At 50.8% G+C, this 14,730-nt stretch carries 10 protein-coding genes and 1 pseudogene; 9 read left to right on the top strand and 2 right to left on the bottom strand.

Annotated features, from left to right (window positions below):
• Window positions 1-3: 3 nt before the first annotated feature.
• From AB8615_RS10980 to AB8615_RS10955, 6 genes are all read left to right on the top strand, one after another.
• Window positions 4-945: an alpha-E domain-containing protein gene (locus AB8615_RS10980; protein ID WP_409432628.1), complete on the top strand. Its 942-nt coding sequence runs from the start codon at window positions 4-6 to the stop codon at window positions 943-945.
• Between the two features lie 2 nt (window positions 946-947).
• A complete protein-coding gene (locus tag AB8615_RS10975) occupies window positions 948-1,748 on the top strand; it encodes a transglutaminase family protein (RefSeq protein WP_409432627.1) in 801 nt (266 codons plus the stop codon).
• A 10-nt stretch (window positions 1,749-1,758) separates the two neighbouring features.
• On the top strand, window positions 1,759-2,502 hold the full coding sequence (locus AB8615_RS10970) for a peptidase (RefSeq protein ID WP_409432626.1): 744 nt from the start codon (window positions 1,759-1,761) through the stop codon (window positions 2,500-2,502).
• A gap of 136 nt (window positions 2,503-2,638) precedes the next feature.
• Window positions 2,639-4,051, top strand: coding sequence for an efflux transporter outer membrane subunit (locus tag AB8615_RS10965; protein ID WP_409432625.1), 1,413 nt, complete (start codon window positions 2,639-2,641; stop codon window positions 4,049-4,051).
• 51 nt (window positions 4,052-4,102) lie between these two features.
• Window positions 4,103-5,218: an efflux RND transporter periplasmic adaptor subunit gene (locus AB8615_RS10960; protein WP_409432624.1), complete on the top strand. Its 1,116-nt coding sequence runs from the start codon at window positions 4,103-4,105 to the stop codon at window positions 5,216-5,218.
• Window positions 5,219-5,220: 2 nt separating this feature from the next.
• Window positions 5,221-8,397: an efflux RND transporter permease subunit gene (locus tag AB8615_RS10955; RefSeq protein ID WP_409432623.1), complete on the top strand. Its 3,177-nt coding sequence runs from the start codon at window positions 5,221-5,223 to the stop codon at window positions 8,395-8,397.
• Between the two features lie 103 nt (window positions 8,398-8,500).
• Here AB8615_RS10955 and AB8615_RS10950 read toward each other — a convergent pair whose 3' ends face one another.
• Window positions 8,501-9,334, bottom strand: a complete 834-nt coding sequence (locus tag AB8615_RS10950; protein ID WP_409432622.1) for a delta-class carbonic anhydrase — start codon at window positions 9,332-9,334, stop codon at window positions 8,501-8,503.
• A gap of 355 nt (window positions 9,335-9,689) precedes the next feature.
• Here AB8615_RS10950 and clpB point away from each other — a divergent pair.
• The 3 genes and pseudogenes from clpB (at window position 9,690) to AB8615_RS10935 (ending at window position 14,000) form a co-directional block, all read left to right on the top strand.
• A pseudogene (clpB, locus tag AB8615_RS10945) lies at window positions 9,690-12,271 on the top strand (ATP-dependent chaperone ClpB).
• A gap of 144 nt (window positions 12,272-12,415) precedes the next feature.
• Window positions 12,416-12,913 carry an ATP-binding cassette domain-containing protein gene (locus tag AB8615_RS10940; protein ID WP_418152375.1) on the top strand — a complete coding sequence of 166 codons (498 nt, stop codon included), beginning with the start codon at window positions 12,416-12,418 and terminating at the stop codon, window positions 12,911-12,913.
• Window positions 12,846-14,000, top strand: a complete 1,155-nt coding sequence (locus AB8615_RS10935) for an ABC-F family ATP-binding cassette domain-containing protein (protein ID WP_418152374.1) — start codon at window positions 12,846-12,848, stop codon at window positions 13,998-14,000. Before AB8615_RS10940 ends, AB8615_RS10935 begins: the two co-directional genes overlap by 68 nt.
• Here the strand turns inward: AB8615_RS10935 and AB8615_RS10930 are convergent.
• A complete protein-coding gene (locus AB8615_RS10930) occupies window positions 13,997-14,413 on the bottom strand; it encodes a winged helix-turn-helix transcriptional regulator (protein WP_409432619.1) in 417 nt (138 codons plus the stop codon). The two genes, AB8615_RS10935 and AB8615_RS10930, sit on opposite strands and share 4 nt — an antisense overlap.
• Between the last annotated feature and the right edge of the window lie 317 nt (window positions 14,414-14,730).

Raw genomic sequence — 14,730 nt, 5'->3', positions numbered from 1 at the left:
GCGGTGCTAGGCAAAACAGCAGGCAGTCTTTTCTGGATGTTCCGCTATATGGAGCGGTGTGAGAATACTGCGCGGCTGACAGAGGCAGGGTTCTACATTGCGCTGACCCGATCAAAATCAGCTGAAGATGAATGGCAATCTATTATTAAAGCCGCAGGCATGGAGGGGGATTATGAAGCCCGCCATGAAAGTTATGATGGGTCGTCCGTCATCAATTACCTTCTGCGAGATCGCGACAATCCCGCCAGCGTGAGGTCTATGATTGATTTGGCGAGGTCTAATGCGAGAACTGCGAGAACAGCCCTGACACGAGAGGTGTGGGAGGCGGTGAACGAAGCTTGGCTCAATATATGCGACGCCTTAAAAAATCCGATCGCTCCAAAGGTTCTGCCAGAAATATTGGCCCTCATTAAACGTCAAACAGCGCTGGTTGAGGGGACTTTGCAAGGGACGATGTTACGCAACGATATTTTCGATTTTGCCCGCTTAGGCATGTTTATCGAACGAGCCGACAATACGGCGAGAATTCTTGACGTTAAATATCATGTGCTACTGCCGTCTGTATCGCTTGTTGGTGGATCGCTAGATAATGTGCAGTGGGAAACTATCTTGCGTGCCGTGTCCGCCAATCGCTCCTACCGCTGGGTTAATAAGGGCGCGATTAGCCCCAAGGGCATTGCGAACTTCCTGATCCTTGATCGGTCTATGCCGCGCTCCCTCGCATTTTGTCAGTGGGAAATCGCGCATAATTTAGGGCATCTAAGCCGGGCATACGCAGCACATCACCCCAGCCAAGACCTCGCCGCCGACTTACTTGCGAGTTTGGAGCGTCATACGATTGACAGCATTATGAGTCTGGGATTGCATGAATTTATTACCTCCTTCCTCGATCAAAATCGGGCGCTCGCTTTGCAAATCGAAACCGACTACAGCTTTTACGGATAGTCATGATATTAGATATTTCACATAAAACGGAATACCGTTTCGACGAAGCGCCGCAATATGGTCTGCAGCAAATTCGGCTGACACCGAAGTCACAAACTGGGCAGGCTATTAAGGTATGGGATATTCATTTTGAAGGTGGGCAGTGCGAAGCCATTTTCACAGATTACAATGATAACCTGACCCATTTAATCAGCCTTGATGCAGGATCAACGCATTTGACCGTAACGTCAGCAGGGCAAGTGGACATGACCGATCAACACGGCATTGTAGGGCCACATAGGGGGTATGCTCCGCTCTGGCTTTACCTTCGCGATACAATGCTGACCGAACCAGGAAAAGGGATTGCTGCGCTTGCTCAGCGACTGGCAGAACATGACGGGACAGAGCTAGAAAAGCTACATGCCCTCTCCGCAGCAATCGGGCAAAATGTACGCTACGAAACTGGCACAACAGATTCTATGACGACAGCAGAAGATGCCATCAAGGCGGGGGTCGGTGTTTGCCAAGACCACAGCCACATCTTTATCGCAGCCGCGCGGCAATCTGGATTCCCCGCGCGCTATGTCAGCGGATATTTGATGATGAATGACCGCATTGCACAGGACGCCACGCATGCTTGGGCAGAAGTCCACATTCAGGATTTAGGCTGGGTCGGCTTTGACGTGTCCAACCAAATATCACCAGATGCCCGTTATGTGCGTGTGGCAACAGGACTTGATTATTCCGACGCAGCGCCTATCTCGGGTCTTACATTTGGCGGCCAGAACGAGTCGATTTCTGTCGACGTCCAAGTTCAACAATAAGAGATAAATCATGACATATTGTGTTGGCCTTCGCCTCAATCAGGGACTTGTTTTCATGTCTGATACCCGCACCAATGCGGGTGTTGATGATATTGCGACTGTCAAGAAAATGCACACATGGCAGATTGAGGGTGAGCGCGTCATTACTCTGATGACGGCTGGTAATTTGGCGACTACGCAAGCGCTGGTTAGCTTGTTGGACGAACGCTCTAAAGTTCCCGAAGATCGCAATCCATCTATTCTGGCCGCGCCAACCATGTTCCAAGTCGCACGCTTGATTGGCGATACTCTCAAGGAGGTTATCCAAGCGAATTCGGACACGGGCCAATCGGCGTCTTCGGCGTTTAACGCCACGCTTATACTTGGCGGGCAGATCAAGGGTATGTCGCCGAGGCTTTTCCTGATTTATCCCGAGGGTAATTTTATCGAAGCCGAGAATGACACACCGTTTTTCCAAATCGGCGAAACCAAATACGGACGCCCTATTTTAGTCCGGGCCCAAGACCCTGATATGAGTTTCGAGGACGCGGTCAAATTACTGATTGTGTCCTTCGACTCTACGATAAAAGCAAATTTATCTGTGGGCTTGCCTCTAGATTTGATGACGTATGAAGCAGACTCATTGACCATCGGGGTCACGCGGCGGTTTAACCGCGATGACAAATATGTGTGGCATATTTCTAACAGTTGGGGAAAAGCACTCAAAAAAGCGCTTAAAGCATTGCCAGATTTTGAGTTCGATGACGAAGATTAAATTTATGGCCCGACATATCATTTATTCGTGATTTGTCGTGTGCATTTCGGCCGACTATCAATCCTAAGTGTCACCGCAAATAACAATCATTTCGCCCTGCTGCGCCGTAACAACACCATGCGTCAGAGAGAACATTGTGAATAAATTTATGAAAACCTCTGCGATAGGACTAGCCTTCGCGACTAGCTTGTCCGCCTGCGCGACGATTTCTGTGCCAGAAAAGCCAGATGCCTCGCCAACTGAAATTCTGAATACGAGTGCGCCAACACAATTTTTCAACGCATCAGGCGCATCACTGCCTATGGCGACGCAGTGGTGGACTGGCTTTAACGACCCCATTCTAACGCAGCTTGTTGAGCGGGCCTTAAATGAGAACCGACAACTAGATGTGGCAGAGGCTAACATCGCCGTAGCGCGTGCAGGTCTGGCGCGGCAAACGCTCGAGACGAGCTATTCAACGCAGACCACGCTTGGCGTAGAAATTGGCCGATCCACTGGCCCTAATAGAGACGTGACTGGCACGGCCTCAGGCGGCCTCGGCGCGAGTTGGGAATATGACGCCTTTGGCCGAATTGCAGCTGCGATAAAAGCGAGCGAATTAAACGTGGAGGCTGCGGAACAGGCTCGCCGCGATGTAGCTGTTATCGTCAGTAGTGAGACGGCTTTGGCTTACGTGGACTTACGAGGCGCACAGCGACGTTTCACTGTGGCTCAAGATAATGCGGAAGCGCAGGCGAAGAGCTTGGACTTGCTGCAAACCCTTCTTAATAATGGTCGCGCAACAGCCTTGGACGTTAGTCGAGCGGAGGCACAATACCGCACAACACTCGCCGATCTGCCCCGCTTTCAGGCAACGATAGAGAGCGCAATCAGTCGCCTGGCTGTCCTCATCGGATCATCTGCGACAGAGCCTAACTCTGAGTTGCTGAGCCTCAAACAAAATGCACGACCCATTCCTTCGCTGACTAATGGTCTTGCGATGGGGTCACCTGAAGACTTGCTGCGCCGCCGACCTGATATACGTCTCGCGGAAACAGAGATCGCGCGCTTGTTGGCGCTCAGTGATGTAGAGCGCGCTCGACTATTCCCGACAGTGGTTTTTAACGCTGATATTCTGGCATTATTTGGGGCGGGTAACCGTCTTGATCAGCTCTCGAGCTTTGGGTTTGGGGTTGGCCCTGCGTTGCGGTGGGAAGGTCCAGACCTACGGCGCGTTCGGGCGGACATCAACATTGCAGATGCACAAACCGAGCAGGCCTATCGTGTGTATGAGCAGACTGTGCTACAAGCCCTAGCGGATGTTGAAGCAGCCTTGTCCAACACAAAAAATGAAGCGCGTCGACAGCAAGACCTTTCGCGCGCTGTTAATGCAGCGAGGGACGCCGAAGAGTTAGCGCAGTTGCGGTTTGAGGAAGGCGTTGACGACTTTCTGGACGTGCTAGACGCGCAACGCACATTATTGGCAGCTGAGGATCGGCTAGCAGAGAATCGATTGCAAACGACTCGTTTGACAATTCTGACGTATAAAGAGCTTGGCGGCATTGAATAATAATGTTGAGTGCCAACCGTTTTGAAAACTTTGACCTAAAGTAGAATAGCAATGACCTATCGCAGATATATCCTCATTCTCACTATGCTCGTGACGCTAGGGCTTTCTTCCGTCGCGCAGGCGCAACGCGGCCCCGCCAGCGTGTTTGTTGAACCTGTCGCCGAACGCGAATTCGCTGTGCGAGTCGAAGCCTTGGGGACTTTGGAGCCCAATGAAGTTGTCGATCTGACCCTGAATACGGCGGACCGCGTGCAGTCACTCTACTTTGATGACGGCCAGCGTGTGCGCAAAGGCAAGACGCTATTGTCTCTCGCGCAACGCGAACAGATTGCCTTGACTGAAGCCGCCGAAGCCAATGCCGATGAGGCGCGTCAGCAACTGGAACGTATTGCGCGTTTGGCAGAACGTAATGCAGTGTCCCAGGCAGAGCTAGATGAAGCAAATCGTGATTTGAACGCCGCCAATGCGCAACTCAGGGCCGTACAGTCGCGCCAGAAAGACCGTGTTCTCGTTGCGCCATTTGACGGGGTACTGGGTTTTCGCCAAGTCAGTGTTGGATCATTTATCAGGGCTGGCGACGTGGTGGCGCGTTTGATTGATGATAGCGAGATGAACCTTGAATTCTCTGTGCCGTCAACATTTCTCCGCTCGCTGAAGCCTGGCACAAAAGTTTCAGCACGCACAGATGATCTGCCAGACATGACATTTGAAGGCGCGATTGCGACAATCGATAATGCGATCGATCCTGTCACAAGATCTGTTCGCGTGCGCGCGACGCTACCTAATCCAGACCGCGTCCTAATGTCTGGCATGTTCATGGAGATTGTTTTGACTGCAAATCCACGCCAAAATCTCGCTATTCCCGAGGAAGCTATTCAGCCCGTCGGTCCTAAAACCTTCGTCTTTAAGGTGGACGAAACGACAGGTCAGCTGACCGCAAAACGCGTGGAGGTAAAAGTTGGAGCGTTGGAGAAAGGTTATCTTGAAGTGCTATCAGGACTAAGCACAGGAGACCGGGTTATTACAGAGGGCATCATTCGTGTAAGGGATGGGGGCGAAATCAAAATTGAAGATATCTCTATGCTCAAGCCCTCTCAAGAAGGGCAAATGCGTAATACTGCTAGCGGGTCAAATCCTGGGATGTCAAGCACTAGCCAGAGACCATAACAATGATCCTCTCTGACATTTCCGTGAAACGGCCCGTCTTCGCGTCAGTTATTTCACTTGTTCTCATCATCTTTGGTGTGATTGCTTTTGACCGGCTGTCATTGCGGGAATATCCAGATATTGATGCGCCTATTGTCTCTGTTGATACGCGCTATCCTGGTGCCTCTGCATCAATCGTTGAAACGCGTATCACGCAGATCATCGAAGACCGTATTGCGGGTGTAGAAGGTATCCGATTTATAAACTCGACCAGTTCTGACGGACGGTCGCGGATCAGTATTGAGTTTGGCATTGACCAAGATATTGATGTGGCAGCGAATGATATTCGCGACCGCATCTCTGGCGTTCTCGATAACCTGCCAGAGGAAGCAGAGCCGCCAGAGGTTGAAAAAGCCGATAGCAATGATGACGTGATTATCTGGCTGAATTTAGCCAGCGATAATATGACGGTTCCAGAACTTTCCGATTATGCGGACCGTTACCTCGTAGACCGCTTCTCAGCGCTGGACGGCGTGGCGCGTGTGCGTGTTGGTGGGTCGCGCAATTATGCGTTGCGGGTCTGGATAGACCGCCGCAAATTGGCGGCTCGCAATCTGACGGCAGCCGATATTGAGCGCGCTTTACGATCTGAGAATATTGAAGCCCCCGCGGGTAATCTGGAGTCTGATCAGCGTATTTACACGCTCCGCCTCAATCGGGCCTTTCGGACATCTGATGATTTTGCGCAATTAGTTATTGCGGAAGGCGATGACGGGTATTTAGTCCGATTAGGAGATGTCGCGCGCGTGGAGCGCGGCACCTTAGAAGACCGAAATATGTTTCGCGGAAACGGCGTGCCTATGGTCGGCTTGGGTATCATCAAGCAATCCACCGCGAATACTGTCGACGTTGCGCAGGGGGCGCGAGATTTAGCAGATCGGCTGAACGCAACTCTCCCAGAAGGCATTGTGATCGCAAAAAGCTTTGACAGCTCCGTCTTTATCTCTGCGTCAATCCGAGAAGTTTACACGACCTTAGCCATTGCTGTGGGCCTCGTGACGCTCGTTATATTTTTGTTTCTTGGCAGTTTACGAGCGACAATTATCCCTGCGATTACAGTTCCCATCTCAATCACCGCGACGTTCATCATTTTGTTGGCATTGGGACTTTCCATTAATTTACTGACCTTACTCGCTTTGGTTTTGGCCATTGGCTTAGTCGTGGATGACGCGATTGTTGTGTTGGAAAATATTGTCAGGCGGATCAATGATTTGGGCGAAACCCCTTTGGTGGCGGCCTATCGGGGAACCCGGCAAGTCGGTTTCGCAGTGGTTGCGACAACATTAGTTTTGATCGCGGTCTTTTTGCCTATCACGTTTTTACAAGGTGATATTGGCCGTCTTTTCCGAGAGTTTGCCTTGACGATTGCGGCGGCTGTTGTGTTCTCAAGCTTGCTCGCGCTGACACTGACTCCGATGTTGGCGTCTAAGCTGATCAAGATGAAAAACCGCGATAAGACGAACTTCCTATCTGCCTTGCCGAAAGCTGTTGATCGGATATTTGCGAAAGTTACAAAAGGGTATGGCTGGTTGATCGACCGTTTGTTGAAGCGCCCTATCTTGGTCGGACTTATTCTTGTTGGGCTGCTCGGCGGGGCGGTTTACGGCGTAAATAATATTCAGCAGGAATATGTCCCAATTGAAGATCGTGGCGGTTTCTTTGTTAGGGTGCGTGGGCCAGAGGGTGCGTCCTATGCCTATATGGAAAGGTATATGGACGAAATAGAGCGTAGGCTTTTGCCCTATACGGAGAGCCAAAATGGCAATGCGCCAGAGATGAACCGTTTGCTCATTCGAGCGCCAGGGTTTGGCGGGAACTCCTTCAATGGGGGTTTTGTCATTGTTGTTCTCAACGACTGGGCGGTACGGCGACCTGCGCAAGATATCATCAATGAGATCAATGGCAATTTGTCTGACCTCCCAGGTATTCAGGCTTTTGCGATTGTGCGGCAAGGCCTTGGCGGCGGCACGGGTAAGCCTGTCCAATTTGTACTGGGTGGGCCCTCGTATGAAACACTAACGGAGTGGCGAGATGTGTTCGTTAAGGCCCTGGAAGACAATAATCCAGGCCTCATAGATATTGACTGGGATTACAAAGAAACGCAGCCGCAATATCGGATTGAAATTAATTATAAACGTGCTGCAGACCTCGGTGTGACTGTCGACGATATTGGCCGCACGCTACAGACGATGCTGGGCTCACGACGTGTTACGACCTACATCGATCAGGGCGAGGAATACGATATAATTCTGGAAGGTCTGCGGAATGAGCAGAATAATCCTAACGATGTATCCAATATATATGTGCGTTCCAACCGCTCTGGCAGCTTAATACCATTGTCGAACCTTGTGACGATTGAAGCGCGCGCCGATAGCGCGACACTCAACCGATATAACCGCGTGCGAGCGATTACAATCTCGGCCGGTTTAGAAGACGGCGCGGCGTTGGGCGATGTTCTGGATGCAATGCAAGCGACCGCGAGAGAGGTTTTACCGCAGGAAGCGTCGATTGATTTCAAAGGGCAATCTCTGGATTTTAAAACATCTGGCGGGTCGATCATATTCGTTTTTGCGACAGGACTTATCATCGTCTTCTTGGTGCTCGCGGCTCAGTTTGAAAGCTACCGCCATCCGATCATAATTATTCTGTGTGTGCCAGCGACAGTGGCGGGCGGGTTATTGGGGCTTTGGCTCACAGGCAACTCGCTGAACATTTATACGCAGATTGGCCTGATCATGTTGATTGGTTTGGCGGCGAAGAACGGGATTCTCATCGTAGAATTTGCAAACCAGCTGCGAGATGAGGGTATGGAATTTAATGCGGCCATTAAAGAGGCCGCGATCACGCGTTTCCGTCCGATTGTAATGACGGGACTGACAACTGCGGCGGGCGCGATCCCGCTACTCATCTCAAGTGGCGCTGGGTCAGAAACGCGGGCCGCGATTGGTGTGGTCATATTGTTTGGTGTGATAGCTGCGGCACTTGTCTGCGTCTTATTCGTGCCGACCGCTTATGCATTGATTGCGCGCGGCACAGGCTCTCCGCAAGATGTTGCAAGGCGACTTGAAAAAGAGGCAGAAAACACGCCTAATTCTGATCACGGTGAGCCTATGCGTGGTGCGCCTCAACCCGCAGAATAAGTCCAAAATTCAGTCAAAAAAATACTCAACAAACACCTACCGCCACATATTGGGAACAGTAGGGATTTGCTGAGCGAGGTGTCTCAATAGGTCAGGGAAGACATTATTGAATAGGGGATAGCAACTCCGGAGCTGTAACCAACTGGCGAACGCCGTGGGACTTCGTCTCGTTAAAGACATTGCCTTGCTCAGCCCACTTGTGCAGCGAACTGATGTCAACGCGCGCACATTGCGGACGCACGCTCCAAGTGACTTTCATCGGGGAGCAGGTAGCTTCTGTGTAGCTTGGGCCAGTCGTCGATCCGCGGAAGACAACGGGCGTGCCCGTATCCGTTGGCAAGGCGCCAGCTTGATGCATGCCATTGGCTGCAATACCTTTATAGTCCATTGTTGTGAAGTCGAGCGCGTTCACAGGGTCGTTGACGACTAAGAATACCTGTGTTTCCACCCGCAAGAGTGGATCTGTGCAGGTATCGCTAAGGCATGAACCCAGGCCTTCACCAGGCTCAATGTCGCATGACGTATGCACCCAATGCACCTCAATCGTATCGCCAGGTGCCACGCCTTTATGAGCGCCTTTCCCTGCGAACGGATCAGTAAGTTCAGCGGCCGTCAAGCTGTCAGCGTCGTTACAGGCGTAACCGCCGTTGTCGCTATCATTGACGAAAACACTAAAGCCCGGGCCTTTGTGTTCGGCGTTTGTGTGCGTGTGAATGTTGCACAAGTTCATTTCTGTGGCTGCTGGTGCCATCGCAAAGTCCATCAAGTTTTTGCCTGATAGATTAGAAATATCGCGAGGCGTTTGCGGCCCCATATTCGTGCAGATTTCGCTCGAGTCGGCTTTCAACATTTCGACGTCTTGCTTTTGCGCAGTATCCTCAGTGGCGCATGCGACAAGTGCGAAACAAGATGCAATGGCTAATAGTTTGGATTTCATGGTACTCTCTCAATGTTTTGATATAACTAGATATCTAACTTACATCTATAAAAATAATACAATAATTTAATAAAAAACATAGCTTTAAACTATCTATTTGGAGCGATAATGCACTATTCAACTAGTGTTCGTCTAGATCAGACACACGTCTCATGAATATAACAGACTTGGAGAAAACGCCGTGATCTCCGATTTTTGTTACCTGTGCCTCGGTTACAGCTTTTGATAAAAAATCTACGACTTTTGCTCTCTATTGACTCCTTTTCCTCCCCTTGAAGGGTCAGAATAAATTCCTATCTAAGTGTGTGAGATATGGCGGATCGCCGCCACACCGATTATTTAGAAAGGGAATATCATGGATATTCAAGCTTATACCCAACGGGGTCGAGCGGTCATCCAGTCTGCACAAACGGACGCGATCACCCGTGATCACCAACAAATTATGCCAGCGCATATCATGCTTGCACTTTTAAAAGAAGATGGCGGGCTACCTAGAAATCTTCTGCAAATGGCGGGGGCGAATCTTGCCGTATTAGACAAAGACATAGAGACAGCTTTGTCGAAGCTGCCGCGCGTCGAGGGCGGTTCGGGCCTTTCCTTGTCGAACGCCGCGGCAAAGGTTTTTGCCAATGCAGAGAAGTCTGCCAAAGCCGCGGGCGATGCCTTTGTGACGACAGAGCGGCTTTTACTGGCAACCGTATTGAACGCAGATAAGGCTTTGCAAGTCGTTTTGAGTGCGGGTGGTGTCAAGAAGGACGCGCTCACAGAAGCGATTAAGTCTGTGAGACAAGACGGCCCTGTCACGTCAGAGTCGGCCGAGGATCAATACGAGGCACTGGCAAAATATACGCGCGACCTTACCCAAGCGGCGAAAGATGGAAAGCTTGATCCTGTTATAGGACGGGACGAGGAAATCCGCCGCACAATGCAAGTTCTCTCGCGACGGTCGAAGAACAACCCCTCCTGATTGGAGAACCGGGTGTCGGTAAAACGGCGATCGCGGAGGGTTTGGCCAACCGCATTGTGTCGGGTGACGTTCCAGAGTCCATTCAAGGTAAGCGACTGCTCGCCCTCGACATGGGTTCACTGATTGCGGGTGCGAAATATCGCGGTGAGTTTGAGGAACGCCTGAAAGCTGTTCTGAAAGAAATTGAGCAAGCGAGTGGAGAGATCATTCTTTTTATTGACGAAATTCACATGCTTGTTGGGGCAGGTAAAACTGATGGCGCCATGGACGCGGCTAACCTCCTCAAGCCTGCTTTGGCGCGAGGTGAGTTGCATTGCGTTGGCGCAACGACATTGGATGAATACCGCAAACATCTTGAAAAAGATGCGGCGCTTGCAAGACGTTTCCTCACCGTATTCGTGACAGAGCCCACTGTGGAAGACACAGTCTCAATCTTGCGTGGCTTGAAAGAAAAATATGAAGTCCATCACGGAATTCGTATTTCAGACGCCGCGATTGTGTCAGCGGCGCAGCTTTCGCACCGTTATATTACGGACCGTTTTTTGCCTGATAAAGCGATTGATTTGATGGATGAAGCCGCCAGTCGTTTGCGTATGCAGGTTGATAGTAAACCAGAGGCGCTTGATGAAATTGACCGTCGTTTGGTGCAGCTCAAGATCGAGGTCGAAGCTTTACGCAAGGAGACAGACGATGCTTCGCAAGAGCGCCTTAAAAAGCGGCAGGCGGAGATCGAAGAGCTAGAAGGCCAAAGCGCGGAAATGACTGAAAGCTGGCAGGCTGAGAAGGCTAAGCTAGCCGGTGCAACGGACGTCAAAGAGCAGCTAGAACAAGCCCGGTTTGAACTACAAGACGCTGTCCGTCGCGGTGATTACGCAGTTGCGGGACGATTACAGCACGAGGATATTCCCGCGCTGGAAGAGCAAATGTCAAAGCTTGAAGCCGATAACGATAGCACGGCTTCGCTCGCATCTGAAACTGTCACGCCAGAGGCCATCGCGTCGATCGTGTCGCGCTGGACAGGGGTGCCTGTGGAAAAAATGCTAGAAGGTGAGCGGGATAAATTGCTCTCGATGGAAAGTGTGTTGCAAGCGCGTGTTGTCGGGCAGGAAAAAGCGGTGGCCGCCGTGTCGGATGCCGTGCGTCGTGCGCGGGCGGGTCTGCGCGATCCACAACGCCCTATTGGTAGCTTCATGTTCTTAGGCCCAACAGGGGTTGGGAAGACTGAACTAACCAAATCTCTAGCAGCCTTTATGTTTGACGATGATTCCGCGATCACGCGTATGGACATGTCGGAGTATATGGAAAAACATTCTGTTTCACGCTTGATCGGAGCGCCGCCAGGCTATGTCGGCTATGATGAAGGTGGTGCGTTAACAGAAGCCGTGAGGCGTCGACCCTACCAGGTGATTTTGTTTGACGAGGTCGAGAAAGCACATCCCGATGTGTTCAATATCTTGCTGCAAGTCCTAGATGAAGGTCGGTTGACGGACGGGCAGGGACGCACTGTGGATTTCCGTAATACGCTGATTATTATGACGTCTAATATCGGAGCGCAGCATTTGCTGAATCTCGCAGATGGCGACAATGTTAACGCAGCGCAGATTGGTGTGATGGCCGAAGTCAACGCACATTTCCGTCCAGAATTCCTCAATCGGATCGACGAGATATTGCTGTTTGAGCGTCTCAAGCCAGAGCACATGGGCGCGATTGTGGATATTCAAATGGGTCGACTGCAAGGCTGGCTGCGCGATAAGCAAATTACGCTCACGCTGTCAGATACCGCCCGCCGATGGTTAGGCGATCAAGGCTATGATCCGTCTTATGGGGCACGGCCGCTCAAGCGTGTGATTCAAAAAAACGTGCAAGATGAGCTAGCGAGACAGATTTTGGCTGGCAAAGTTATGGACGGCATGGCGCTACTGATTGATCTGAAAAACGGTAAAATTTCCGTGACGCCGCAGTCCAGCTGATAGGTCTGAATTAATTAACTCAGCCAATTTATAACGATTAACCCTCACTTTCGAGTGGGGGCTTATTTTTTCTGACTATAACTAAGACATATTTCAGTGCGCTTTTACCTTGCGTTCTGCTGCCCAAAGCTTAATGCGCGCCCCATGCTTTCCATAACTGATCTTGACTATGCTGTCCAAGGACGACCGCTCTTCCGCAAGGCGTCAGCCTTCATTGCGTCTGGCTGGAAGGTTGGCTTGATCGGGCGGAACGGCACGGGGAAATCTACTTTGCTAAGGTTGATCCGCGAAGAGATAGAAAGTCCGATGGGGGATGCCTCTATTCGTATCAATAAAAATGCGCGGCTTGGCTGGGTGGCGCAAGAAGTTGAGGCGACAGACGAGACGATCATGGACGTTGTGCTGGCCGCCGACCAAGAGCGTCACCGCCTTATGCAAGATTCGCTTACAGAGACTGATCCTAATAAATTGGGCGAAATATATGAACGTCTGACAGATATGGATGCGTGGAACGCGGATACGCGGGCGGCTATCGTCTTAGCGGGACTCGGCTTTTCTCAGGACGATTTTCACCGTGCGACAAAAGAATTTTCAGGCGGGTGGCGCATGCGGTACCGCTATTGCGGGCGTATTGGTCAGTGAACCCGATGTGCTGCTGCTTGATGAGCCGACGAACTATTTGGATCTCGAAGGGGCTGCGTGGCTTGAGGGCTATATTCGCAAATACCCGCATACTGTAATCATGGTCAGCCATGACCGCGAAATGCTCAACCGTTCTGTGACACACACTCTCGCATTGGAGCATCAGCAGCTGACAATCACGCCGGGCGGTTACGATGATTGGATGAAACTGCAAGCGGCCAAAATCGCACAGTTACAATCGCAAAAAGCCAAGCAAGATGCTGATCGCGCCCATCTCCAGGCTTTCGTTGACCGTTTCAAAGCCAAAGCTTCCAAAGCCCGTCAGGCGCAATCGCGGGTCAAGCAGCTTGAGAAAATGCAAGAGATTGCGATCCCCATCGCGGAACGCACAACACCGTTCCATTTCCCAGAACCCAAAGGCAAGCTGGCTCCGCCTATGTTAGAGTTGGAAAATGCTGATCTGGGCTACGGTGAGGCGGCGAAGATTTTATCGGGCGTTAATCTGCGTCTTGATCCCGATGATCGTGTTGCCATTGTCGGTGCGAATGGGCAGGGCAAGACGACCCTTGTGAAATCTATCGCGCAGCGCCTACCGCTGATGACAGGGAAGCGGAAAGCCTCATCCTCGCTGCGAATTGGCTATTTCTCGCAAGATCAGCTCGATGAACTGACAGCAGGCGAGACTGTGCTGGACCATATCACACAAAAATTACCTAAAGGCACGCCAGAGAGCAAAGCGCGGGGTGCGGCGGCGCAAATGGGCTTTCCCCACGAAAAAGTTGGGACAAATGTTGAAAAACTCTCTGGTGGCGAGAAAGTGCGGTTGTTGCTTGGGCTTATGTCGATTGATAAGCCGCATGTGCTGATCCTCGATGAGCCGACGTCGCATTTGGATATTGATAGCCGCGAAGCGCTGATCTACGCGCTCAATGATTTCCCAGGCGCGGTTTTGCTGATTACCCATGATGTTTATCTGGCCGAAGCGACGGCTGACCGCTTGTGGTTGGTCAATAGCGGCAAGGCGAAGCGCTATGACGGCGATTTAAGAGATTATAAAAAGCTGGTGATGCAAGCAGATCGCGCCTAGGCCGCGTCTTTTTGAGCCGCCTCTCGGGCTTTTGCTAAGTCAGTCGCCTCTTGATCGGCCTCTATATCTTTTCGATTTTCCAAACCCCATTGCATAAGTGATTGCACGATGGGAAGTAACGTCTGGCCGCGTTCTGTTAGTTGATAATCAACGCGGGGTGGAATGCTAGCTGTGACATGGCGTTCTACAAGCCCGTCTCGCTCCAAACTTCGCAATGTTTGGGTTAACATGCGCTGCGAAATATCGGGTATGCCGTTCAGCAATTCTGAGAACCGATGTTGGCCAAAACTCAAATGTGCCAAAATCAATAAAGGCCATTTCCCTGACACACCAGAAATCACCGAACGGATCGGGCAGAGGTCTGTCTTGTAGAAGATAGAAGGGGCAATATTGGGCGAAACGCGGTTTGGCATTGAATATAACGTCTTTCGAGTGTGTTCTACATTTTATACGCCCCCTCTTTCCTGATAGTTACCAAAAGTAACTAAAGTCTTGCCATCTTGCTATAATTCCCCTGTTTTTTTGAATAACTGTGGGCACGATAAGAGAGCCAAAGAGGGTGATTTAAATTCATACTTCTTATTCGTAACTTATGGACATAGTTAACGGAAAATAGTTAGATATTTTGCGTGATCCGTAGAGATTATTTAAAAAAATATAATAAAAACAATAAGATAAAAGAACTCTAACCCAGCCAACCTCACATGAATGCCAGATGAACGATTAACCA

This window comes from Litorimonas sp. RW-G-Af-16, assembly GCF_048319245.1.
GTDB lineage: Bacteria > Pseudomonadota > Alphaproteobacteria > Caulobacterales > Maricaulaceae > Litorimonas.
The sequence above is the reverse complement of the archived record's forward strand: the minus strand, read 5'-3'. Positions and strand labels throughout refer to the sequence as shown.

Bases quoted from the DNA above. Each gene is read 5' to 3' on its own strand.
- AB8615_RS10940 (WP_418152375.1), top strand. From the start codon at position 12,416: ATGCTTTCCATAACTGATCTTGACTATGCTGTCCAAGGACGACCGCTC.
- AB8615_RS10930 (WP_409432619.1), bottom strand. From the start codon at position 14,413: ATGCCAAACCGCGTTTCGCCCAATATTGCCCCTTCTATCTTCTACAAG.
- AB8615_RS10975 (WP_409432627.1), top strand. From the start codon at position 948: ATGATATTAGATATTTCACATAAAACGGAATACCGTTTCGACGAAGCG.
- AB8615_RS10950 (WP_409432622.1), bottom strand. From the start codon at position 9,334: ATGAAATCCAAACTATTAGCCATTGCATCTTGTTTCGCACTTGTCGCA.
- AB8615_RS10960 (WP_409432624.1), top strand. From the start codon at position 4,103: ATGACCTATCGCAGATATATCCTCATTCTCACTATGCTCGTGACGCTA.
- AB8615_RS10970 (WP_409432626.1), top strand. From the start codon at position 1,759: ATGACATATTGTGTTGGCCTTCGCCTCAATCAGGGACTTGTTTTCATG.
- AB8615_RS10955 (WP_409432623.1), top strand. From the start codon at position 5,221: ATGATCCTCTCTGACATTTCCGTGAAACGGCCCGTCTTCGCGTCAGTT.